Origin of the sequence: Halorubrum shenae, assembly GCF_051194165.1 — an archaeon.
Classification (GTDB): domain Archaea; phylum Halobacteriota; class Halobacteria; order Halobacteriales; family Haloferacaceae; genus Halorubrum.
Genome location: NZ_JBLZNI010000003.1, coordinates 33,310 through 56,500, shown reverse-complemented (window position 1 = coordinate 56,500; position 23,191 = coordinate 33,310). Strand labels below are relative to the sequence as shown.

Below are 23,191 nucleotides of genomic sequence, written 5' to 3'. Positions count from 1 at the left end.
CCGCCGCGGTCAGGTGTCGCGCGCGATCCGTTCGAGCCCCGCGGTGACGCCGACGGCGAGGACGACGAGCAAGACGGCGACGACCAGCAGCGTCGAGGTGACGCTCACCAGCGGGTCCAGCGAGTTCCGCAGCGAGTTCCACGCCATCACCGGGATCGTCCGCGTCTCGCGACCGGAGAGGAACAGCGACATGACGAACTCCTGGAGGCTGACGACGAACGCGATACAGGCGGCCGCCAGCAGCCCCGCTCGCACGTTCGGCACCACGACCTCGAGGAATGCCCGTGGGCGTGAGGCGCCGAGGTCGAGGGCGGCGTCACGGAGTCGCCAGTCGTACCGCGCGAACGTCGCTCGCATCACCGAGAAGGTGAGCGGCGTCGCCCACAGCGAGTGGGCGGCCACGATCGTCGGGATCTGTTGCTGGAGGCCGAGCTTACTGAAAAAGACCAGTAGCGAGACGCCGAGGACGACGCCGGGGACCAGTAGCGGGACGAGCGCGATTCCGGTAATGACGGTGGCGGGCCACGAGTCGACGTTCCGAAGGCCGAGTGCCGCGCCGACGCCGAGTGTCGTTGACACCACCGTCGTCCCGCCCGCGACGATCAGGCTGTTGCGCGCCGCGCGGATCCAGTCCGGGCTCGAAAGCAACGTATCGTACCACCGCAGCGACACACCAGACGGGGGGAACACGACCGCTCCGGACGCGTCCAGCGACGTGCCCGCGACGACGACGAACGGCGCGAGCAGGAACGCGAACACGGCGAGGTAAGCGATCCGAAACGCGATCGTCCCGGACCGCTCTGCGAGACGAGCCGCGAGCGGTCGAGCCGACGCGGCACCGATCGCCGGCGCCGGGGCGGCGTCTTCCGCACTCGCGTCGGCACCGGATTCAGCCATCCGCGGCCACCTCCGCGCTCGCGCCGCCCTGGCGACGCATGAGCAGGTACGCCAGCGTCAGCGCGGCGATCACGGTCGCCGTCACGACGACTGCCAGCGCGGCGGCCGCCGACCAGTCGAACTCCTGTAAGAGCAGGTCCGCGACCTCGATACCGACCGTTCGCTCGGAGCCGGACCCGAGCAGCAACGGCGCGGCGTACGACCCGACGCTCCACGTGAACGCGATCACGCCAGCGACGAGCAGCCCCGGAACGGTGTGGGGTAACACGACCGCAAGGAACGCTCGCGGTCGCGACGCGCCCAGGTCCCGAGCCGCCTCGACGAGCGACTCGTCGACCGTCGCGAGCACCGAAAAGGTCGCGAGCACCGCGTACGGGACGACGATGTACAGCTGTGCGAGCACCGCGCCAGGGACGTTGTTGACGAGCATGAGCGGCGCCGCGATCACCCCGCTGCCGACGAGCGCGGCGTTGATCACGCCGTTCGGCGAAAACACGAGGACGGCCGCGAACAACTTTACGACGATGGCGGTGAACATCGACACCAACACGCCGGCGACGAGAGCCACCCGTAGCGGTCCCTCCGCCCGCCACATCGCGTATGCGTACACTAAGCCGATCCCGACAGCCAACGCCGTTACGACGACGGCGAACCCGAGGGTGAACACGAACTCCCGACGGATCGTCGCCGACTCTGCGATAAACCGATACCCGTCGAGCGACCACGTCCCCCGGACGAACGCCTGAGCCGTCGCCTGTTCGGTGAGGCTGATCCGCACGAGATAACCGAACGGCACCACGAATACCAGGAGGTCGAACAGTAACAGCGGTGCGACCAGCCCGGCCGAGCGCCCGCCGACGGCGGCGGTCGCGCGTCGGAGTGCGGTTCGGACGCCGCCGTCGGTGGCGGTCGCGTCGCCGAGGCTCATCAGACGCGTGCCCCCGCGGGGCCGAAGTACGACACGTCGTGGCTCCCGCACCAGACCGTCACCGCGTCGCCGGGTTCGATATCCAGTCGGTCGGCCATCCGTCGCTCGGTGAACAAGGTTACGTCGCCGACCGTGAGCTCGTACCTGACGGTCGATCCGCGGTGAAGCACGTTCTCGACGGCCGCCCGCGCTGCGAAGGCGCCCGGGCTGTCGGCGGCGCTCGCGCCGGCGTCGGCGTCCACGCTGACGGACAGCCGCTCCGGTCGAAGCGAGGCGGTCACGCGGTCGCCGGGTTCGAGGTCATCGCTCGCCGGCGCGGCCAGCGACGATCCGAGCGGCGTCTCCAGCGGCACCCGATCGTCGGCGAGGCCGCCGTCCGCCGACGGTTTCCGCTGCGGCGTCTCGGCGCGCGCAACGGTGCACTCGACGAAGTTTGTCGTGCCGAGGAACGACTCGACGAACCGGTCGTCCGGGTCGGTGTACACGTCCGACGGCGGCCCGGTCTGGACCAACCGCCCGTCGTTCATCACGCCGATGCGGTCGGCCAGCGTGAACGCCTCGTCTTGGTCGTGGGTGACGTACACCATTGTCGTGCCGAGAGTCGCTTGGATCTCCTTTATCTCCAGCTGCATCGCCTCACGAAGCTTGCGGTCGAGGTTCGACAGCGGCTCGTCGAGCAGAAGCAGGTCGGGGTCAGGCGCCAGCGACCGCGCCAGCGCTACCCGTTGTTTCTGTCCGCCCGACAGCTCTCCGGGGCGAGCGTCCGCCTGATCGCTCATCTCGACGAGCGAGAGCAGGTCGGCGGCGCGCTCGCGCCGCTCGTGCTCACCCGCGCCGGCCATTTTGAGCCCGAACGCGACGTTCTCTCGGACCGTCTTGTTCGGGAACAACGCCCAGTTCTGAAACACCATCGTACACGGTCGTTCGTTTGGCGGGGTGGCCGTCACGTCGCGCCCCTCGATCCGGACGGCGCCGTCGTCAGGGGTCTCGAAGCCGGCGACGCTCCGCAGCGTCGTCGACTTCCCGCATCCGGAGGGGCCGAGCAAGCAGACGAGCTCTCCCTCGGCGACCGACAGTGACACGTCATCGACGGCGGTCATCGAACCGAACCGCTTCGTGACACCGTCGAGTTCTAACACCGGAGTCGTCATACGCTGGCTTTCAGTTCCTTGAACTGCTCGTTGAGTTCGCTCGCGTACTCCGAGACGTCCGCCCACTCGAGGAACGAGACGTCCTTCAGGGCCTCGTTCGACAGCGGGACGTTCTCGCGCGTCGCCTCCGGGTACTCCGCGTCGGGGTTGACCACTCCCATGTTGAACGACTCAGCGAAGGTGGACTGCATCTCTGTCGACAGCATAAAATCGAGGAAGTCCTCCGCCATCGCCTTCCGGTCGGTCCCGCGGACGACGTGGTAGTCGTCGATGTAGCCGGTCGTCTGATCGGGGACGTGAAGCCCGATGTCCGTCGACTCAGTCGTCTGCGACTTCTTTAGCGAGTACGCGAAGAAGTACTGGCCCACCGTCGCCACGCCCTGGTCGATAGCCGTCCACATGTCTTGGGCCCCGGTGTAGAACTTCGCGGTGTCGATGCTCTTCAGCGTCTCGAATATCGCGTCGTGACCCTCGGTGGAATACAGCTCGTCGTCGAACGGCTGCGCGTCGGAGACGATAGCCGCCATCTGCATCGAGTTCGTCCAGTAGCTGCCCGGCAGCGCCACGTCCTCGGCCTCGCTCGTCAGGTCGGCCCACGTGTCGGGCTGCCAGTCGACGGCCGCGTTGTCGTAGGCGTAACACATCACGCCGTACGCGAGCGGCACGGAGATCGGGTCCTCGCGCTGGAGCTCCGGCTTGATCACGTCGCCGTTCTCCAAGTTACCGTAGTCCACCGGCTCCCACAGGTCCGATTGGAGGCCGATGTAGTGCTGCCGATCGCCCACGACGGTGAGGTCGTACGGCGGGTTGTCTGCGGGCGCGGAGCGAATCTTCGCGAGGATCTGCGACCACCCCGGAATAATCTCCAGCGTGCCGCCCGTCCGTTCCTCGTAGACCGGCTTGATCTCTTCTTCGAACACGGTCGCGTTCGCCCCGCTCCACGTTGAGAGCCGCAACGTCTTGTTGCGGAACGGAGCGTCCGACTCCATCCCCCCGGTGGTCGCTCCGTCGGGTGTCGAATCGCCGCCGCCGGCGCAGCCGGCCAACCCGGCAACACCGACCGCTCCACCGGCGGTGACAAACTCACGACGGGAAACATGTCTGGATCGATTCACACCTTCATCTGGCATTACCATTCACAAGTGGTCCGCGGGTAAAAACACCGTGTTTCAGCGCTTATTGTGCCCTGTCCCGCTAGAATGGGCTATCGAATTTCCCCTCGTTTTCTCCTCGTATCGAGTGCGGACTCGTCACAATGCTGGCATGCAGGAATGCCCCGCGGCGAGTGGAACGCCGCGGACGCGGACTCCGCCGAACGAGTGAGGTGCCTGCGGGTCCACTGTCGAACGTGAACCACGTCCCCGACGACGCCCTCGCGGCGCTCGACGCGTTCGGCGAGGGCCACCTTCGCGGTGACCCGCCGCCGGTCAGGGTGCGGCTCCGCTCTGACCTCCGGCTTCGGATCGCGCCGCCGGACGACGGTCGCACGGCGCGCTGTCGGTTCGAGACGGAACACGCGCGGACGCCGCCGACGCTCCGGGACCGCGGGTCGTTCCTCGCGACGTACGTGGACGGCGTCGACGAGCGGCTCCGCGAGTGGGGGATCGAGCCGCCCGACGCGTACGAGTACGCCGATACGGTCGACGGCTGGCACCGGTACGTCGGGGCGCTTCGACTTCCGTGACTCCCGAGACCTTTCAACTCCTGTGACTGCAAAGTCGCTTCGGCTCCCGCGATCGCTCCCCTTGCGCCGGAGAACGGCGCCGGAGATCTACGGGCTCGACGACCCTCCCCGGCCCGCCGCTCCAGCCAATATCCGTGCGACCCCGCACGCTTTTCTAACGCGGTCGGATAGGTAGGGGCGATGAACGCTGTCACGCTCGGTCCCGCCGGCACGTACTCGCACCGTGCGGCGCGGGCCGTCGCCGCCGAGGTGTCGTTCCGCGAGTCGGTCACCGCCATCGTCGACGCCGTCGCGACCGGCGAGTTCGAGCGCGGAGTCGTCCCCATCGAGAACAGTATCGAGGGCTCGGTCACGGAGAGTCTCGACGCCCTAGCCGACCACGACGTGGCGGTCACCCGCGAGGTCGTCACCCCGATCCGGCACGCCCTCCTCGCGCAGGGGCCGGAGTTCGACGTCGTCGCCAGCCACTCGCAGGCGCTCGCGCAGTGTCGCAACTGGCTGGAGGCCAACTACCCGTCGGTGAGCCTCGAAGCGGTCGCCTCCACCGCCCGCGGGGTCGAGCGCGCCCGCGAGGACGCCCGCGTCGCCGGGATCGGACACCCGGACAACGCCGGCGACGACCTCGAAATCCTCGCCGAGGACATCCAGGACCGCACCTCCAACGCGACCCGCTTCCTCGTCGTGGGGCCCGAATCCGATCGGTCCGACGCCGGCGGGAAGACGACTTTGATCGTCTACCCGAACGCGAACTACCCCGGCCTCCTCTTGGAACTGCTCGAGGCGTTCGCCGACCGCAACCTCAACCTCTCGCGGATCGAATCGCGTCCGAGCGGCGAGCGACTCGGCGATTACCTGTTCCACTTCGACGTCGACGCCGGGCTCTACGAGGAGCACATGGCGAAGGCGGTCGAGGACATCGAAACGATCGCCGACAAGGGGTGGGTGCGCGTGCTCGGGTCGTACGACACCGAGCATGTGTTGGAGTAAGGCTTCGTCGAGGTACCCGCGATACCTAGACGGGACGATGCGGTGAGGTCGGCGGCGGCTGTGGCTTGTTGACTGTTCTCCGTCAGTTCGTCGCGAATCGGCCAAATAATTAACAGCATCCCCGGTATTGTCTATCGGGTATGAGGCGAATCGCCCTCCTCGGCAGCGTCGTCCTCGTTGTCGGTATCAGCATCGTTCTCGCGGAACTGGCGACCTTCCCCGGAATGCTGTTCGGTGGCTGTACCGACGTCGGCGTCCCGGAGGCACAGCAGCAGGGTGTCAGCCTCATCGGCGTCGAGGGATCGGACCTGCTGTACACACCCGACGGCACGAACGAGTGCAGTATCCCGCTCCCGGCGGTCCTCCTTCCGATCGGACTCATCGTCCTCGGGACCGGATTGGTTTTGTCGGCGAGGTAATGGTCTTCCGGGTCGCAGTGGGGGACCGGTCGTCATCGCGCCAGCGACCACGTTGGTGACCCGCGAATCGACGTCCTACTCGAATCGGTAGGTCGCCCCGTCCGGTCCGTCTTCGATCTCGACGCCCACGTCGCGGAGCGCGTCCCGGAGGTCGTCGGCGCGCTCGTAGTTGCCGGCTTCTCGCTCGGCTTCCCTGACATCCAGCACCAGCTCGACCAGCTCGCCGGCCAGGTCCACGTCGCCGTCGGTCGTCGACTCGAACTGGAGGCCCAACACGTCGCCGGCGAGATCGTCGAACGTCTCGACGGCGTCGCGGAGGGCGCGGTAGTCGTAAGCGGACGCGGCGTCGCCTCTCCCGTCCTCGACCGCGTCCACGTGTCGATTCACCGCGTCGGTGAGATCGAGCAGCGCCGCGGTCGCCTCTCGGAGGTTGAGGTCGTCGTTCATCGCGGCCGCGAACTCGTCGCGGGCGGTCTCGACGGCCTCGCGGAGGTCGTCGTCCGCGGCCTTCGCGCGGGCCGCGGTGGAGTCGAGCGCCTCGACGGCGCGATCGTAGGTGCGCGAGAGCCGGTCCCAGCGCTCCTCGGCCTCGGCGATCGTCTCCTCGGTGAGCGCCTGCTCGGAGCGGTAGGCGGCGCCGGCGTAGAAGGTCCGGATCACGTTGACGCCGAGCTTTTCGAGGGCGTCCGGGACGGTCCAGAAGTTCCCGATCGAGGAGGACATCTTCTCGCCCTCCATCGCGAGCAGGCCGACGTGGAGCCAGTGGCGCGCGAACGTCTCGCCGGTGGCGGCCTCCGACTGCGCGATCTCGTTTTCGTGGTGCGGGAAGACCAGGTCGCGCCCGCCCATGTGGATGTCGAGGGTGTCGCCGAGGTGCGTCGTCGACATCGCCGAACACTCGACGTGCCAGCCGGGGCGCCCCTCGCTCCACGGCGACTCCCACGTCTCGCCCGCGGGCGTCTCGGCGCCGTGGTCGTGTTTCGCGTGCTCGCGCGCGGCGGTCTCGCTCACGCCGTCGGCCTTCCACAGCGCGAAGTCCGTCGGGTTGCGCTTCTCGGACCGCTCGTCGGGTTCGCCCTGCGCTTCGAGCGCGTCGGGGTCCTGGTTCGAGAGCTTCCCGTAGTCGTCGAACGCGGTCACGTCGAAGTAGACGGAGCCGTTCGACTCGTAGGCATAGCCCTTCTCGATCAGCGTCTCGACGAGCTCGCGGATCTCCGGGACGTGCTCGGTGACGCGGGGGTACACCTCGGCGCGCAAGAGATTCAGGCCCCGCATCGCGTCGAAGGTGGATTCCGTGAACGTCTCGGCCACGTCGCGCTCGTCGGTCCACCCGTCGCGCTCGCCGATCCGGGCCGTGATCTTCTCGTTGACGTCGGTGACGTTCTCGACGTGGCGCACGTCGTAGCCGACGTGATCGAGCCACCGGTGGAGGACGTCGGCGTGGAACCACAGGCGGGCGTGTCCGAGGTGGGGGTCGTCCGACACCGTCAGGCCGCAGACGTACAGCGTGACGTCGCCGTCGGCCGTGAACTCGACGCGCTCGTCTGCCAGGGTGTCGGTTACGACGAGACTCATTAGCGGGTCGTTGCTACGGTGAGCGTTTTAAACCGTCGGATCGCACAGAGGGGCCATCCGTCATCCGATTTTGCGCTTTTAAATTCAGAGAAAGAGCGTCATCCCAACTTGGACCGTCGCGTACCCAAGTACCATCACAATCATGATCTTGATCAATAGCCCCGGGACGTTGTTCGGAATCTCGTCCCATTGCTCTGCGATCCCCGGTCCCTCCGGCTTCACTGCCGCCGGTGTCGTCTCCCCGTTTCCGAAGATACCCTCCCCGAACATCTGCTCTAACTCGGCGTCCTGTCTGTCCATCATCGCCTCAAACTCGTTGTAATCGTCGAATCGATTCTTGATTTGACTGACGTACGACGCAGAACAATCACACGCGTCCGCAATTTTCTGGTTTGTTGCGTTCGGATTTTCCCACCACGTGAGGAGGATGTCTCGCTGTAGATCCGTCTTGGAACTGTTACCCATATTTTTGATACTTTGCTTTTCCTTGATAATTTTTTCTACAGAACATTATTTCCGCGAATAGTGATCTGTGACTCGAGTGGTTAGATCAGTTATGAATGTTCGATGGCAGTACGGCGAACACCTCCAAAGCCCCAGCCGCGCTCTGCTCCCACAGCTCGCGCGCTCCTCAGTCGCTCGCGATGCTCACTCCTTGCGGTGCTTACGTCGCTGGGTTTCGCCGAGCGCGGCTGCCCCTTTGAATCCCACCCACCCGCAACCGCACCTCACGCCTCCCCAGCCTCGCCGCTTGCTTGGGGCTCCTACGGTCGCCCACGTCGCTCGCGGCGTCCCTCGCGCGTGCGACTCGCGCCCTGAGGCGCTCGTCGGCACGCGCCACCGCACCGCCGCGTTCACTTATAAATGGTTGTCACAACCCATTACGCCTCCTGCGTCGTCCACTCCACCTCGTACCCCGCCTCGCGCACCGCCTTCAGGACCCGGTCGACGTGGGCCGGGCCGTTCGTCTCTACTTCGAACACGAGGTCGGCGTCGCCCACCGGCAGGTCCGGCCGACTGCGCTCGTGGCGTACCGTCCGGATGTTCGCGCGCTCCGCGCCGATCAGGGTGGCGATCTCCCCCATCGTTCCGGGCGTGTCGTCGATCCGGACGGATAACTCGATCAGCTGATCGCGTTCGACCAACGCGTGAGTCACCACCTCCTTCAGCGTCGTCACGTCGATGTTGCCGCCACAGAGCAGCGGGACCACCGTCTCGCCGGCCAGATCGAGCTCATCGAGAGCGTCGTCGTTTAAAAGGGCGGCCGCCGCGGTCGCGCCTGCGCCCTCGATCATCTGCTTGGCGCGCTCCAAGATCAGGAGAATGGCGGCCGCCACGTCGTCGTCGCTGATAACGACCACCTCGTCGAGGTGCGCTTGTAAGAGCCCGAAGGTGAGCTCGCTCATCCCGCCGGTCGCGATCCCGTCTGCGATGGTATCGGGCTCCTCGCGCGTAATCCGCTCGCCGGCCGCGAGGCTCTCCGACAGCGTCGAGGCGCCGTCGGTCTGAACGCCCACGACTCGCGTCTCCGGCGATCGCGCCTTGATCGCGGTCGCGACCCCGCCCGCGAGCCCGCCGCCCCCGACCGGGACGAGCACGGTGTCGACGGTTGGGAGCTGGTCGAGCAGCTCCAGCCCGAGCGTCCCCTGTCCGGCGACCACGTCCGGGTCGTCGAACGCGTGGACGAAGTGAACCCCCGGCTCGTCGATCAGCGTCTGCGCGTGCGCCATCGCCTCTGGGAACGCGCTCCCGCGGAGCACGACCTCGGCCCCGTAGCCGCGGGTCGCCTCGATCTTCGCCGCCGGCGCCGACTCCGGCATCACGATCGTCGCGTCGATCCCCGCGCCGGCCGCCGCCAGCGCGACTCCCTGCGCGTGGTTACCCGCGCTCGCCGCGACCACGCGGTCGACGGGCGGCTTCGCCGAGTCGACTCTGTCCTCGACAGCCAGCGAGATCGCGTTGTACGCGCCGCGCGTCTTGAACGACCCCGTGCGCTGGAGGTGTTCCATCTTGAGGTGAACGTCGGCACCGCAGCGCTCGCTCAGCGACCGACTCCGCTCGACCGGCGTCCGCTGGACGATCGCCGCCGGTTCGAGGCGGGCCGCGGCGGCCTCGATATCAGTGATACTGACGGAGGACATGACGACTGTGTTCACCGCAGCACGTGAAAAGGACTCGGAACACGGAGTCAGAGAGGTCAGAGCGAACAGAGAGGTTTCACCGCTTCCCGAGCGCCTCCTCAAAGACGCGCTGAGCGCGCTCGTACCCGTCGTTCCGGTCGACGATCGGGTGCGGATAGTCGGGCGCCAGTTCCTCGCGCTCGCCGTGAGAGAGCGTCGGCCAGTCGACGACCTTGCCCGCGGGCACGTCTCGCAGTTCGGGGACGTACGCTTTCACGAAGTGCGCGCCGTCGTCGTACTTGCTCATCTGACTCACCGGGTCGAAGATGCGCACGTCCACCGAGTCGGTGCCGGTGGAGGCGGTCCACTGCCACGCGCCGTGGTTCGAGGCGTAGTCGTGATCGATGAGCTGTTTGGTGAAGTACCGCGCCCCGCGCCGCCAGTCGATCAGGAGGTGTTTCGCGAGGAAGCTCGCGACGACCTGCCGCGGACGGTTGTGGATGTACCCCTCCGCGTTCAGCTGGCGCATCCCGGCGTCGACGAGCGGGTAGCCGGTCTCGCCGCGCGTCCACGCCGCGAAGTCGTCGTCGTCGTCGCGCCACGCGATCTCGTTCGGGAACGACTTGTAGTTCGAGACGGCCAGGTCCGGGTTGTAGTAGAGCAGGTGGTACATCTGCTCGCGCCACGACAGCTCGTCCCGATACTTGTCGACGTTGCGGCGCTCGCCGCCGGTCACGGCGTCGTAGACGTCGCTCGCGCCGGCCCACACCTCTCGGATCCCGATCGCGCCGGTCGCGAGGTACGGCGACATGCGGGAGACCGCGTGCGTCGGCGCCTCGACGGCCCGCTCGAGGTCGTCGCGGGTGTCGCTGTACGACGCGATACCGTAGTCGAGGAACTCGTCGAACCGCTCGCGGGCGCCCTCGTATCCCGTCGCCGGGAGGTCGATGTCAGCGTCCGGTTCCGGGACCGTCTTGCCGTCGCGCACGGCCGCGAACGCCTCCGGTTCGGGCTCCGGATACGGACCCCGCTTCGGAACGGCTTCCCAGTCGTTGTGAAACTGGCTGTGGTTCGCGTAGCGCTCTTCGAGCCGACCCGGATCGACTAACACGGTGTCGGTCCGCGCGTCCGTGTCGACCCCGACGCCCGCCAAGGCGTCCTCGACGGCCCGCTGCCGGTTTCGGCGGGCCGGTCGGTAGTACTCGTTGTAACACACGGTCTCGGCGCCGTGCTCATCGGCGAGATCGACGAGGACCTCGTCGGGGTCGCCCGCGCGGACGACGAGGTCGCTGTCGAGCTCCCGGTAGCGCGCCTCCAGTCGCTTGACGTGTCGGAGGAGGAAGGCCCGCTGGCGCGTGCCCATCGTCTCGAACAGGTCGGCGTCGTAGACGAAGACGGGGACGACGGTCCCCGCCCGTGCGGCCGCCGCGAGTCCAGCGTTGTCCCGAGTGCGTGGGTCGCGCCGGTGCCAGAATAGCTGCATGCGATCGGTACGTGCTTGACGGGATAGTGTCCTTCGGCCGGGACGCCGACGAAGCCCGGCGCACACCCGTCCCGAAACCCACCCGTGCGTTTAAGCCGAAGAGCCCGAAGCGTGAGTATGCAACCGCTCGTCGCCGTCATCCTCGTCGGCGTCCCGCTCTCGTGGCTCGCCGGCTTCGCTGCATACGCCTACCTCGACGCGCCGAACCACGGGATGAACCGGCGGAAGTGGGCGCTCATCTGCTTTTTCGTCCCGCTGTTCGGCTTCTTCGCGTACGTGTTCGAGCGCGGCGAACTCGACTACAACCCGTCCGAGGACCCCTACGCGCAGGGAAGCGACGCGCGCACGGCCGGGCTCGCCGTTCACGAGCGGCGGCGCGGGGAGAAGGGGCTCGGTCCGGCCGGGACCGAGGCGGCCGACGGCGATGACGACAACGACGCGACGGACGAGTGGAACGACCCCGACGGGATCGATATCGACGACGACGCCTGAGGCGGCGAGGCGGGATGGAGACCGTGGGACCGTGAGACTGCGAGACCGCCGTTACACCATGTCGAGCAGCGCCGACCGCCGTCGTTCGAGGTCGAACGCGGCGTCGGGGGCGTCGAGTCGCTCGAAGAAGGCGAAGGCGTCCGCTCCAGATCGCTCCGCGTACTCGACGAGCGCCTCGATCGACGCCCGGTTGAGCGCGAGCGACTCGAGGTGACCGCAGGCGAGCGCGAGCGCGACGCCCGCCTCGCCGCCGGGGAATGCGGGGTCGACCGCCGAGAGATCGGGTTCGTCCTCGACCGCTCCGACCGCGTCGGCTTCGACGGCCGGGAACGTCCGGAGACAGCGGGTGCAGATCGCGGTCTCCGCCGCCGGGGCGTGGTCCCGAACCGCGGCCGGAACCGCGAACGCGACGACCTCGGCGTCACAGCGAGGACAGGGCATGTTCGACACGACGACCGCGAGGTGTATGAATGTGGTCGCCGACCGGGAATCAGTCCGCCGCGGGGGACCCGCGGCCTCGAGTCGCACGGAGCGACCGAAGCGTGGTGAAGACGATCGCCGCGGCCACGACGACCGCAGCGCCGATAACGAGGACGAGTCCCACCAGCTCTAACCTCTCGTTCCCGAGGTACGACCCGATTTCGCCGATGCCGACCGCGACGGAGCCGGCGAGTAACATACCGCCGAAGTACACCTTGATGTTGTCCGCGTCGACGACCGCGGTCGCCGCCGAGCCGATGCGGGCGCCGAGCGCGCTCCCGAACAGAAGCGGGGCGACGATACCGAGATCCACGCCGCCGCTCTGCCCGTACAGGTAGCTGCCGATTCCACCGGAGAACACGATCTCGAAGAGGTCGGTTCCGACGGCGACCGGAGTGGGGACGCCGATCGCGTAGATCATCGCTGGCATCCTGATGAACCCGCCGCCGACGCCGAGGAATCCAGAGAGTATCCCCGTCGTGAAGGAGACGGCGGTGATCACCCACAGCGAGACGCGGATGTCACCGCGGAGCGTGACCATCGGCGGAATCCGGACGGTCTCCTGAATCCGCTTGGCGATGTTGGGGATTTCGTACTCACTCAGGTCCTTGTCGGTGGCGGCGTCGTGATCGATGCCGCCGCCGTCGTCGTTCGCCAGTGCCTCCCGTGTGATCATCAGTCCGATTCCGCCGAGCAGGAACACGTAGACCACGCTGATGATCCCGCCGGCGAGCCCGAGCGCCTCCAAGTAGAACACGCTTGCCCGGCCGACCTCGATCCCGACGGTCGTCCCCGCGATCATGATCGCCCCGAGCTTGTAATCGACCTGTCCGAGATCGTGGTGCTTCAGCGTCGCAATCACTGCTGTCCCGAAGACGAACGCCATCCCACTGCCGACTGCGACGGAGGCCGGGTACCCCAACATCAACAGCGCGGGTGTCACGAGAAAGGAGCCACCCATGCCGAAGAAGCCGAAGAGCAGGCCGACGACCAGCCCGAACCCGACGAAAAGCGCCAGCATCTCCGGCGAGCTGTCGAGGATTCCCGTAAGGCTACTGAGCATCGGTTGTCCCTCCGACGAGCAACTTCATGAGGCGTGGGCCGACGAGCCGCTCAAGCCCCCCGTATCCGACGTAAAGCAGGACCGCCTCCAGTAGGATCGCCCCGATTAACATCGCCGTCTCCGGGTCCCACGTGGGGATTTCGAGTCCAGACATCACTCTCTCCTCCGATTACCGAAAATGGCTGTTTGTGTTTCGCACATTTCTGCTCACTATACCGTATCCCGCTCACGGGTAAAACAGTTGTGTATAAAATATACAATTCTATATCTCTGTAACCCCTCGCCGACCATGGATAACTTATGAGATGGTTTTCGACAGATGGCCCGGTTGTGGCGTTGTGAATCGCGCTGAAAGCGCGGCCTGCAAACGCGAACAACCTCTCGTGTGTCACTGCTTCACCAGTATCGACTGCCGATTGGAACACGTTACTACTCAGTAGCAATGGACTTTTTACACATTATTACTGCCGTCCGTCTCGGCGACTTCCGATCCGACAGCGACAGTTCACGCGCTGAACGTGCGACGCGGCGATAACGGAGAACCGGAGACGAAAAGCGACCGGACAGCACTACGGAGCGACTGCACGGTACGGAATGCAACGACCGCCTCAGTCGGCTGGTTCGGGGTCTTCGACCGCTGCGGCCTCGGCCTCGGCGGCTGCCTCCTCTTCTGCCTCTTCCTCCTCTTTTTTGGCTTTGATCTTCTTCATACGGAAGATCTCCTCACGCTCCTGCTCTTCGAGCTTCTGCTCGATATACTCCTGATTCTCGTACAGGGTCGGGAGGAGCGTGAACTCGAGGGCGTTCACCCGGCGCTTCGTGGTCTCGATCTCCGTGAGCATCTTCTTCATCGCCGTCTCCACCTCGGCGGCGAGAATGACCTTCTCCAACAGCGCCTCGTACGCGTCCGCGGCCTCGTCGATCCGTGCGGAGGAGCCGAGCAGCCCGTACCCTCGCTCGTCGAGGCTCTTTCTCACCTTCGAGGACTCGATCTGCGGGACTACGACGCCCATGATGTTCTTCGACTGGGTCGTGATCTCGGGATGCTCTTTCAGCGCCGCGGCCGCGCCACGGACGGCGACGTCGCCTTCCATCGCGCGAGCCATGTCGATCTTGCGCTGGGCCGTCTCGTAGGTCTCGGACACGTCTGAGCGGACGTCCTGCGCCTGATCGAGGATATCCATGAACTCCATGATGAGGCCGTCACGCTTCTGCTCGAGCGTGTCGTGACCGCGCTCGGAGAGCTCGATGCGGTCCTCGATCGCCATCAGGTTCTTGCGTGTCGGTTTGACGTCCTTGGCCATCTATTGGAAGAGTGTAACGAACCGAGCCTGTTAATCTTTTATTGTTCGCCGACGGATTTCGGCGGTCGTCGCTCTCGGGTTTGTCACCCTTCGACACGAAAAAAGAGAGTACGCAACCGGGAGGGCTCCGATGGAAGCGGGGAGCAGCTACGCGGGTCGATTTTTGAGACCCGTCGACCGCGTTCGATTGCCCGAGTCAGTCTGCGGTTCCAGCCTCGCTCACCGCTGAGCCAGCGGCGTCGAGGACTTCACGGCTCGACAGCAGGATGAACCCGAATCCGACCTTTGCGGTCAGATCGAGCACCATGAATCCCGCCGTCTCGATGTTGAGCGAGAGGATCCGGAGCCCTTCGGTCCCGAGGATCCACCAGACCGGGTAGACCAGCCATATGACCACGACTAGCGTCCGGAGGGTGCTAAACGTCGACGCGGCGGAACCGGACAGCTGAGACGCCTTGTCGTCGAGTGAGCCGTACAGCATGTACAGGAGGACGAGCAGGAAGCCAGTGGAGACGCCCCACCAGACCAGCCGCGTTCCGTCCGTGGAGAGCACGGCCGCGCTCGTCGACAGCGTCGCGATCGCTCCGGTACCGATCATCAGCACGTCGAGCCCGACCAGCGAGGCGAGCTCGTTCCGGTTCGCTCCAACGAGCAGACCGAGGTCGAGGAGCAGAAGCGGCGTCGTGAACAGCCAATCGGTGTACCGTGCCCAGTAGATCGGAATCTCTTCGCCGGCGATCGTTACCGTGGTAAGCCCGAACCCGAGCGCCATCGCGAGGTAGTTGACGAACGCGATGGCGGTGATGAAGATCGTCACGATGTAGAACTCCTGACGCCGCCTATCGGTCTCTCCCCACCCCCTAGCGATGAAATACAGCATCCCAAGAAGCATACCTAACGTCCCTATCCAGAGCCAGATCCCTTCGCTGCCGGGTTGTGCCATCATGACGCAGTTATCTATAATGGAAGGTTAATACTAAACGACGTACCCAACTAGTGTGGATGCGCGACGCGAGTCGGTCACACGCGAACCGCTCTTCGAAGGGAACGGGCCGCCGTCGACCGGTACCGACTAGCGTTCGAGGATCGCTGCGACGATCTTCCGCTGTGCCGCTCGCAGGTGCTGGTGGAACGTCGATCGGGTGACTCCCATCGACTCGGCGATTTCGTCTCCGCTCGTCCCGTGTGGCCACTCGAAGTACCCGCTCGTGTGCGCGCGGATCAGCGCGGCGCGTTGCCGCTCCGTCAGTTGCGACTCGATATCGGCAACGAACCCGCGCTGAGTCCGGTGCGTCTGTTCCCGCCGGCGATAGCTGCGGAGGTCCGTACTCGGTAGCTTCTCCATGGCGTCGGCCGCGAGCGAGCGTGCTAAGGCCTCTCGACCCACCTCGATCGTCGCGATCGCGGCGCCCTTCTCGACCGCCCAGTTGGACAGTTCGCCGCTGTACTCTCTGAGCAAGTCCTCCAGCGGTGTCGCGTCGACGGACAGTTCGACCACCGGTACGTCTGTGTCCGCGGCGAACATCGCGTGGACCGTGACGCCCGCCGTCTCGGCGACCGCGGAGACGTCCTCGGTGTCGATGTCCGTCGCACCGTCGAGTTCGAACAGCAACGACTGCTCGTCGCGGTCGCCAACGGTGCCGGTATGCCGGAGCGAACAGGACAGCGCCTCGGCGAACGACCCCAGCGGATGATCGCCGAGCACCAGCTCGAACTCGACGACGCCGTCCCCCCGGAGCGTCCGCTGGCTCTCAAGCGCGTTGATGCTGATCGCAACGGTCCGGCCGAGCGCCGTCAGCACGTCGCGTTCGTGCCGCTGGAACTCCTCGGTCTGCGCGTAGACGGCGATGACCCCGTAGGTCGCCTCGCCGAAGTAGAGCGGCACGCCGGCGACCGCGGCCGCCTCTGTCGACTTGTCTGCATCGATCGGTTCGATATGCACCTCTCGATCGTCGATCGCCGCCGCGACGACGGGGTTCGCCGATTGAGCGCTATCGGTCGCGGTCTCCACGGTGGTCGCTCCGCCGTCCGGTCCGACGTCCCCCGCTACCGCTTGCGGTTCGACCGTCTCGTTCGCCGGGTCGTACGTCCCGATCCACGCGCCGGTGTACGTGTCTGCGATGCTCTGGACGACGTTCCGTCGAAGCTCCTCTCGTGACGATGCCAGCGCCACGGCTTCGGTGACGTCGGCGACGACGCCGTCCAATCGCTCCAGGAGACGGGTCTGTGCAGTCCGCTCGTATTCGACCCGTTCAGTCCGGTGTGCAGCGGCCTGCTCGGCCTGCTTGCGGCGGGTGACATCCTGTTGAAAGCCGACGTAGTACACGACCTCACCCGACTCGTCTCGCAGCGGTGCGAGCGTCACCTCGTTCCAGAACAGCTCGCCGCTCCGCCGGTAGTTGCGGATCTCGACCGTCGTGGGCTCGCCGTTCTCTATGGCGGTGCGCATCTGATCCACCGGATTCTCTTGGGTCGCCTCACCCTGAAGGAACCGGCAGTTACGACCGACCGCGTACGAAGGCGAGTACCCGGTCATCCGCTCGAACGCCGCGTTCACGTATATCAGCGGCATGTCCGACTTCGTCGCGTCCGCGATAGTGATCCCGACCGGCGCCTGGTCCATGGTGCGGGTCTTCAGCGCCTCGTCGACGGCGTCAGTACTCGCCGACGTCGCTGAACCAGACGCGCGTATCGACCGCTCAGACCTCGGATCGAGCCTCGCGAACCCCGGTCGTGTCATACGAAGTCCTGGTGCCGAACGAACAAAACGTCCATGGTCCACCGAACAGGAGGGTGTGGAGGGTCGCGTGCCTCTGACAGCGACGAGCGAGCGCTCCCGACGGCCGGATTCGGGATGGCGATCGCTCTTTCGGGCCCGGTGGGGGCGACGGCGGGGTCGCGACCCGGTGGGACCCGTGGCGATTGTTCGGTGCAGGTCGGTGTGGCTCGGTGCAGTTCGCTCCCGCTACGCCCGTCGCCAGCCGGCGTAGCCGAGCAGTCCGGCGACGAGCAGCGCCAGCGTCGGGACCAGCGGCGTCGGCAGCGAGCCGTCGGTGACGCCGGCGGCGTCGCTCGGAGCGAACGCGGCCGAGAACCCAGATAGATCCGTGCCAGCGGCCCACTCAGCAGTCGACGCGTCGCTGCCGTCGGAGGCGGTCGTCGCGTCTGCCTCGACCGTCGTGTCAGCGAGGGCGTACCCGTCAGGAGCGACGAGGACGAACGGGCGGTCAGGTCGGAACTCGCTGGCGAACGGCTCGCTCACGACGAGCCGATCACCGTCGACTACGGCGAGGTTCGTCCACGTCGCCGAGAGACGGACGACTCCGGTGCCGTCTCCGGACTCGATCTCGGTGCGAACGTCGGAGACGGACATCTCGCGGTCGACCTGCGTCGCCGTCCGATCGGCGATCCGGGCGATGCGGTCGTCGAATCTGGCGGTGACGTTCTCCGGACGCTCGCGCAGGTCCTCGAACGCGGCCTCGTCGTCGGCGTCAGCGAGGTCGTAGGTCAACACGAGCGAGACCGTCGCGTCGCCGTCGGGTTCGAGCGCGACGACGAACGCCGAACCCTCTTCGGCCGCGGGCTCCGCCCCCGGACCGTCGAGCGCGGCGGCCCCCGGTGCGAGGAGCACGCCGACCAACGCGAACGCCGCGACGGCCGCAACTGTGGCGACGACGCGGCTACGGGACCGCATCACTCGTCGTCCTCCGTGTCGTCGTCAGCGTCGTCACTGTCGCCGTCAGCGTCGTCACCGTCCTCGTCAGCATCGCTAGCCTCTGCGTCGTCTGTGTCATCACCTGTGTCGAACTCGAGATCGAGTTCCCCCTCGCGGTCATCGTCTTCGACGTCGATCCCGACCTCATCGGTATCAGTCGGGAGCGTCACTGCGATCTGCCCGTTCGCGTCGGTCGTTCCGCTAACCTCGCCTTCGACCTCGACGGTCGCACCCTCGACGGCGTCACCGTCGGCGTCGGTCACTTCGATTGTCACCGTCGCGCCGGGTGTGGGCTCGCCAGAGACGACGGCGACCGAGAGCTCGTCCGCATCGCGATCGCTATCTCGGTCATCCTCGTCGCGTTCACCTTCGTCTCGGTCATCCTCGTCTCGGTCGTCCTCGTCGTGTTCACCTTCGTCGCGGTCGTCCTCGTCGCCGTCGCGATCGTCCGCGTCACGCTCGTCGATATCGACGTCTCCGAGCACGAGCGTCCCGTCCGCGGCGACCTCGAACTCGAGTTCGGCCTCGAACGCGCCCTTCACGAGCGTCACTCCCAGTTCGTCCTCGACGCTGGGCGCGTCGAACGAGAGGCTCCCGTCCGCGCCGGTCGTTCCGACCCGGTCGCCGTCGACGTAGACGGAGACGCCGTCGAGACCCTCGCCGTCGTAGGTGACCGAGACGGTGACCGTTCCGTTCTCGACGGTTCCGTCCACGGAGAGCCTATCGCGGATCTCCGCGTCCGCCTCGTCCTCCCCGGAGTCCGACCGGAGCGTGAACTCCAGCTCGCCCTCGCGGTCGCCGTCGTCGACCTCGATATCGACCTCGTCGTCGTCGGGCAGCGTCACCGTGATCTGTCCGTCCGCGTCGGTCGTCCCGGCGCCTTGGTCGTCCAGTTCGACGGTCGCGCCCTCGACGGGTTCGCTGGCGGCGGTCACACGGAGCGTCACCGTCGCACCCGGCTCTGCCGTCCCGTTGACGATCGAGACCGATAGGGGTGTCTCCTCGTCGGCATCGTCGCCGTCGTTGTCGGCCTCGCGCGGTTCGAGTTCCTCTTCGAACTCGAACACCTCGCCGGTCTGGCCGTCGACGCTCACCTCGGCTTCGCCGGTCGTCTCCGGACCGAAGAAGGCGAACTCGAACTCGTAGTAGCCGTCGTCCCCGTCGCGGTCGGCGGACCGAAGCGTCCACTCGCCGTCGTCGGTCGACAGCTGCTCCGTGGCGGCCGCGAGCGCGTCGCTCTGGCTCACCTCGAAGGTGCCGTTACCGGGCTGATCGCGCTCGAACTCACGCGAGCGCTCGCCGTCGTCGCTTTTGACCTCGATGGAGACGCCGCCGTCGACTTCGAGGGAGAACTCACCGGCGTTCTCACCGGTGTACTGCGCGAGCAGCGCGCTCGCTCCGGTACCCGTCACGCGAGTGAGTCGCTGGCGCGCCTCCGCGTTGGCGCGCCGGTCGTAGCCCGCCGCGCGAAGTTCGAGCGCGGAGACCTCGTCCGCGTGTTCGTCGGCTCGCTCGAAGCCCCGATCGACCGTGCGGGCCTGGCCGGCGAGCACCGCGAGCCGCTGTGCGAACTCGCCGCGAGTGATCTCGCCGTCCTCGTAGGCGACGCGCGCCTCGCGCCCGTCCGTGACGATCTCGTCGGCGCGGTCACGGAGCGCAGCGGCGCGGTCCGCGAGGACCGCCGCGCGCTCGGACTCATTGGCGCCCTCGAGCGCCGCGTCGAGCGACGACGACTCGACGTCGCTCGAGACCTCGTCGTCGGTGACAGCGATCACCGTCGCGAGCTGCTGGCCGACGGTCGCCCGCGAGGTGTTTCCGTCATCTTCGCTGGCGTTCTCGTCGTCGCCAGCGGGCCCGTCCTCGCTGGTGTTTCCGTCGTCCGTCTGTGCCGTGGCGGCCGAGTCGTCGATACCCTCGATCGGCGCGTCGGGTGCGTCGATAGCCGTCGCGTCCTCGGCGCCGGTGGCGCTCGCGAGCGCCCCGCCCGGCACGGAGCCCAGAACGAGCCCCAGCGCCACGAGAACGGTCAATAGTTGTGTCCCTTTCATCACGGATGGTCTGACGAGCGCCCACCACATATACCGGGTCGACCGTGGCGGCTCGTTGCGCTCTGTTTCGCCGGATTGCACCGCGCGAGCGACCGTTGCACCGAGTTGCAACGGATTTCGCGATTGGCGTCACACGACGATCTGTAGGTTTAACCCGCGAGCCGAACAACCCCGATTTAATGAGACGACGCGATCGGACGGTCCGATCGATCGCCGCCCTCCTCGTCGCCGCCTGCTGTGTCGCCGCCGTCGCGTTTGCCGCGCCCGCTGGCGCACAGACGACGGGGGTTCCACAGACCGACGACCAGCCGGAGCCGGACAACACGATCACGCGGATCGACCTCGCCGCCGACGGCTCGGGGACGTGGGAGATCACCCTCCGGACGCGGCTCGAAAACGAGTCGGCGGTCACCGAGTACGAGCGGTTTCAAGCGCAGTTCCGAGCGAACACGAGTCGCTACCTCGACCCGTTCGCCGACCGGATGACCGGCGTCGTCGCGGCCGCCAACGACTCGGCGGACCGCGAGATGCGCGCAATCGACTTCGAGGCCGACACGTCGATACAGGAGGTGCCGCGTCGGTGGGGCGTCGTCAGTTTCCGTTTCACGTGGACCGGCTTCGCGGCCGTCGACGGCGACGCGGTCGTCGTCGGCGACGTGTTCGACGGCGGCTTCTTCATCGGCGACGACGACGCGCTGGCGATCTCGGCCCCCGACGGCTACGCGATCGCCGACGCCTCGCCGACCCCGGATCAGATCGACGACGGCGTCGTCGAGTGGCGGGGGCGTGAAGACTTCGCCGACGGCCGGCCGAGCGTCCGCGCCGCGCCCGCGACGGGTGTCGGCGACGAGGGCGGTAACGCGGGCAGAGACAGCAGTGGAGCCGACGCCCCGATCTCCGCCGTCGCACTCGTCGGCCTCCTCCTCGCCGGTGTATTTGTCGTCGCGTTCGCCGTCCGGACCGGTCGTCTCGCGCTCGGCGACGACAGCGATTCTCCCGCAGCGAGCCCCTCGAGACAGGGCGGTGTCGCCGCGAAGCAGAGCGCCGAGGACGAGCAGGTCGCTACCGTATCGGAGGGATCCGGCGACAGAACGCCGGCGCCCACCGAGGAGCGAGCGCTCGCGTCTGAGGAATCGGCTGACTCAAGCGACCCGGACCCGACGCTGCTCACGGACGAAGACCGCGTCGAGCGCGCGCTCCGTGAGGAGGGCGGACGGATGAAACAGTCCGACGTGGTCGACGCGCTCGGCTGGTCGAAATCGAAGACGTCGCGCGTGCTCTCGCGAATGGCCGACGACGACGAGGTCGAGAAGCTTCGGATCGGTCGGGAGAACGTAATCGATCTGGTCGAGAACGACGGCGACGGAGAGTGAGCATCCGGCGCAGCCGCTGTTCGAGGGCGAAAGAGTGGAAAGAAGGAACGCGTCAGTCGGCCGCTTCGACGACTTCGCGCTCGGAGTCGTCCTCGCGGTAGTACTCCTCGATGAACTCCTCGTCGACCCGGTTGAGGGCGTCCTTCGGGAGCATCGAGAGCAGGTCCCAGCCGATCTCTAGCGTCTCCTCGATGTCGCGGTTCTGGTCGAAGCCCTGGTCAACGAACTCCGACTCGAAGGCGTCCGCGAAGTCGAGGTACTTGTTGTCGAGCTCCGAAAGCGCCTCGCGACCGACGATGTTCACGAGGTCGCGCAGGTCTTCGCCCTCCGCGTACGCCGCGAACATCTGGTCTTTCACGTCGGCGTGGTCCTCGCGGGTGAGCCCCTCGCCGATCCCGTCGTCCATCAGCCGCGACAGGCTGGGGAGCACGTTGATCGGGGGCTCGAGCCCCTGACTGTTCAGGTCTGGGTCGACGTAGATCTGCCCCTCCGTGATGTACCCGGTCAGGTCCGGGATCGGGTGCGTGTCGTCGTCGCCCGGCATCGTGAGGATCGGGATCTGCGTCACCGAGCCGTCACGGCCCTGAATCCGCCCGGCGCGCTCGTACAGCTGCGCCAGGTCGGTGTACATGTACCCCGGGTACCCGCGTCGACCCGGGACCTCCTCGCGGGCCGCCCCGATCTCGCGGAGCGCCTCGCAGTAGTTGGTCATATCCGTCAGGATGACGAGGACGTGGTAATCCTTCTCGAAGGCGAGGTACTCGGCCGTCGTGAGCACCATCCGCGGGGTGACCGTCCGCTCGACGGCGGGGTCGTCCGCGAGGTTCATGAAGACGACGGAGCGCTCCAGTGCACCGGTACGCTCGAAGTCCTCCATGAACTCGTTGGCCTCCTCGGCCGTGATCCCCATCGCGCCGAAGATGACGGCGAACTCGGAGCTGTCCTCGCCGCTCTCCTCCTCTTCGGGCACGCTGGCCTGCCGGGCGATCTGCATCGCCAGCTCGCTGTGCGGCTGGCCAGAGCTGGAGAAGATCGGGAGCTTCTGGCCGCGAACGAGCGTGTTCATTCCGTCGATGGCGGAGACGCCCGTCTCGATGAACTCCTCCGGATACTCCCGGGAGTACGGGTTGATCGCCGCGCCGACGATATCCTGTCGCTCGTCGGGGACGATCTCCGGGCCGTCGTCGATCGGGCGGCCGGAGCCGTCGAGGACCCGGCCGAGGAGGTCCTCGGTGACGGGCATCTTCATCGTCTCGCCCAGGAAGCGGACGGACGCGTTCTGGTCGATACCGGAGGTGCCCTCGAACACCTGGATGGCGACGACGCCCTCCGAGGATTCGAGTACTTGTCCGCGCAGCGTCTCCCCCTGTGCCGTCTCGATCTCGACGATCTCGTCGTAGCCGATCGCCTCGTCGACCTCGGCGTACACGAGGGGGCCGCTGATCTCGGTGATAGTCTGATACTCTTTCATG

Annotated in this window: 22 protein-coding genes; 5 read left to right on the top strand and 17 right to left on the bottom strand. The window is 66.7% G+C overall.

Annotated elements, in window-relative coordinates; all coding sequences use genetic code 11:
* Positions 1–9: 9 nt before the first annotated feature.
* Genes ACNS88_RS05090 through ACNS88_RS05075 form a run of 4 tightly spaced genes read right to left on the bottom strand, consistent with a single transcriptional unit; the run spans position 10 to position 4,106 of the window.
* Positions 10–897: an ABC transporter permease gene (locus ACNS88_RS05090; RefSeq protein ID WP_435094548.1), complete on the bottom strand. Its 888-nt coding sequence runs from the start codon at positions 895–897 to the stop codon at positions 10–12.
* A complete protein-coding gene (locus ACNS88_RS05085) occupies positions 890–1,825 on the bottom strand; it encodes an ABC transporter permease (RefSeq protein ID WP_435094546.1) in 936 nt (311 codons plus the stop codon). The genes ACNS88_RS05090 and ACNS88_RS05085 overlap by 8 nt, the downstream gene beginning before the upstream one ends.
* A complete protein-coding gene (locus ACNS88_RS05080) occupies positions 1,825–2,976 on the bottom strand; it encodes an ABC transporter ATP-binding protein (RefSeq protein ID WP_435094544.1) in 1,152 nt (383 codons plus the stop codon). Before ACNS88_RS05080 ends, ACNS88_RS05085 begins: the two co-directional genes overlap by 1 nt.
* Positions 2,973–4,106 (bottom strand): ABC transporter substrate-binding protein, encoded by a 1,134-nt coding sequence (locus tag ACNS88_RS05075; protein WP_435094542.1) that lies wholly within the window; start codon positions 4,104–4,106, stop codon positions 2,973–2,975. The genes ACNS88_RS05080 and ACNS88_RS05075 overlap by 4 nt, the downstream gene beginning before the upstream one ends.
* Positions 4,107–4,324: 218 nt before the next feature.
* On the opposite strand from ACNS88_RS05075, the gene ACNS88_RS05070 reads away from it, so the two are divergent.
* The 3 genes from ACNS88_RS05070 (at position 4,325) to ACNS88_RS05060 (ending at position 6,066) form a co-directional block, all read left to right on the top strand.
* Positions 4,325–4,660, top strand: a complete 336-nt coding sequence (locus ACNS88_RS05070) for a hypothetical protein (RefSeq protein ID WP_435094540.1) — start codon at positions 4,325–4,327, stop codon at positions 4,658–4,660.
* A gap of 180 nt (positions 4,661–4,840) precedes the next feature.
* Entirely contained in the window at positions 4,841–5,647 is an 807-nt protein-coding gene (pheA, locus tag ACNS88_RS05065) for a prephenate dehydratase (RefSeq protein WP_435094539.1), read from the top strand.
* Positions 5,648–5,787: 140 nt separating this feature from the next.
* The gene (locus tag ACNS88_RS05060) at positions 5,788–6,066 is read left to right on the top strand and encodes a hypothetical protein (protein ID WP_435094537.1); all 279 of its coding nucleotides are present in this window, start codon (positions 5,788–5,790) and stop codon (positions 6,064–6,066) included.
* A 75-nt stretch (positions 6,067–6,141) separates the two neighbouring features.
* On the opposite strand, the gene cysS is transcribed toward ACNS88_RS05060, so the two are convergent.
* From cysS to ACNS88_RS05040, 4 genes are all read right to left on the bottom strand, one after another.
* Positions 6,142–7,641, bottom strand: a complete 1,500-nt coding sequence (gene cysS / locus ACNS88_RS05055; RefSeq protein ID WP_435094535.1) for a cysteine--tRNA ligase — start codon at positions 7,639–7,641, stop codon at positions 6,142–6,144.
* A gap of 84 nt (positions 7,642–7,725) precedes the next feature.
* Entirely contained in the window at positions 7,726–8,106 is a 381-nt protein-coding gene (locus ACNS88_RS05050) for a MarR family transcriptional regulator (RefSeq protein WP_435094534.1), read from the bottom strand.
* Positions 8,107–8,522: 416 nt separating this feature from the next.
* Positions 8,523–9,782: a threonine ammonia-lyase gene (gene ilvA / locus ACNS88_RS05045; protein WP_435094532.1), complete on the bottom strand. Its 1,260-nt coding sequence runs from the start codon at positions 9,780–9,782 to the stop codon at positions 8,523–8,525.
* A 76-nt stretch (positions 9,783–9,858) separates the two neighbouring features.
* Positions 9,859–11,244, bottom strand: coding sequence for a cryptochrome/photolyase family protein (locus tag ACNS88_RS05040; protein ID WP_435094530.1), 1,386 nt, complete (start codon positions 11,242–11,244; stop codon positions 9,859–9,861).
* Between the two features lie 117 nt (positions 11,245–11,361).
* Here ACNS88_RS05040 and ACNS88_RS05035 point away from each other — a divergent pair, with 117 nt between their 5' ends.
* Positions 11,362–11,736 (top strand): hypothetical protein, encoded by a 375-nt coding sequence (locus ACNS88_RS05035; protein WP_435094528.1) that lies wholly within the window; start codon positions 11,362–11,364, stop codon positions 11,734–11,736.
* A 51-nt stretch (positions 11,737–11,787) separates the two neighbouring features.
* Here ACNS88_RS05035 and ACNS88_RS05030 read toward each other — a convergent pair whose 3' ends face one another.
* The 8 genes from ACNS88_RS05030 to ACNS88_RS04995 form a co-directional block, all read right to left on the bottom strand.
* Complete coding sequence (locus tag ACNS88_RS05030) at positions 11,788–12,177, bottom strand: DUF6276 family protein (RefSeq protein WP_435094526.1); 390 nt, start codon at positions 12,175–12,177, stop codon at positions 11,788–11,790.
* Positions 12,178–12,226: 49 nt separating this feature from the next.
* Positions 12,227–13,279: a sulfite exporter TauE/SafE family protein gene (locus ACNS88_RS05025; protein WP_435094524.1), complete on the bottom strand. Its 1,053-nt coding sequence runs from the start codon at positions 13,277–13,279 to the stop codon at positions 12,227–12,229.
* Positions 13,269–13,433 carry a DUF7512 family protein gene (locus tag ACNS88_RS05020; RefSeq protein WP_435094522.1) on the bottom strand — a complete coding sequence of 55 codons (165 nt, stop codon included), beginning with the start codon at positions 13,431–13,433 and terminating at the stop codon, positions 13,269–13,271. The genes ACNS88_RS05025 and ACNS88_RS05020 overlap by 11 nt, the downstream gene beginning before the upstream one ends.
* 454 nt (positions 13,434–13,887) lie before the next feature.
* Entirely contained in the window at positions 13,888–14,583 is a 696-nt protein-coding gene (locus ACNS88_RS05015) for a V-type ATP synthase subunit D (RefSeq protein ID WP_435094520.1), read from the bottom strand.
* 196 nt (positions 14,584–14,779) lie between these two features.
* On the bottom strand, positions 14,780–15,529 hold the full coding sequence (locus ACNS88_RS05010) for a bacteriorhodopsin (protein ID WP_435094518.1): 750 nt from the start codon (positions 15,527–15,529) through the stop codon (positions 14,780–14,782).
* A 126-nt stretch (positions 15,530–15,655) separates the two neighbouring features.
* Positions 15,656–17,206 carry a PAS domain-containing protein gene (locus ACNS88_RS05005; protein ID WP_435094516.1) on the bottom strand — a complete coding sequence of 517 codons (1,551 nt, stop codon included), beginning with the start codon at positions 17,204–17,206 and terminating at the stop codon, positions 15,656–15,658.
* Between the two features lie 342 nt (positions 17,207–17,548).
* The gene (locus ACNS88_RS05000) at positions 17,549–18,277 is read right to left on the bottom strand and encodes a DUF7345 domain-containing protein (protein WP_435094514.1); all 729 of its coding nucleotides are present in this window, start codon (positions 18,275–18,277) and stop codon (positions 17,549–17,551) included.
* Complete coding sequence (locus ACNS88_RS04995) at positions 18,277–20,346, bottom strand: DUF7096 domain-containing protein (protein WP_435094512.1); 2,070 nt, start codon at positions 20,344–20,346, stop codon at positions 18,277–18,279. Before ACNS88_RS04995 ends, ACNS88_RS05000 begins: the two co-directional genes overlap by 1 nt.
* 179 nt (positions 20,347–20,525) lie before the next feature.
* Here ACNS88_RS04995 and ACNS88_RS04990 point away from each other — a divergent pair, with 179 nt between their 5' ends.
* Positions 20,526–21,719 carry a DUF7345 domain-containing protein gene (locus ACNS88_RS04990; RefSeq protein WP_435094510.1) on the top strand — a complete coding sequence of 398 codons (1,194 nt, stop codon included), beginning with the start codon at positions 20,526–20,528 and terminating at the stop codon, positions 21,717–21,719.
* Positions 21,720–21,771: 52 nt separating this feature from the next.
* On the opposite strand, the gene ACNS88_RS04985 is transcribed toward ACNS88_RS04990, so the two are convergent.
* Positions 21,772–23,190, bottom strand: a complete 1,419-nt coding sequence (locus tag ACNS88_RS04985; RefSeq protein ID WP_435094508.1) for a V-type ATP synthase subunit B — start codon at positions 23,188–23,190, stop codon at positions 21,772–21,774.
* Position 23,191 lies beyond the last annotated feature (1 nt).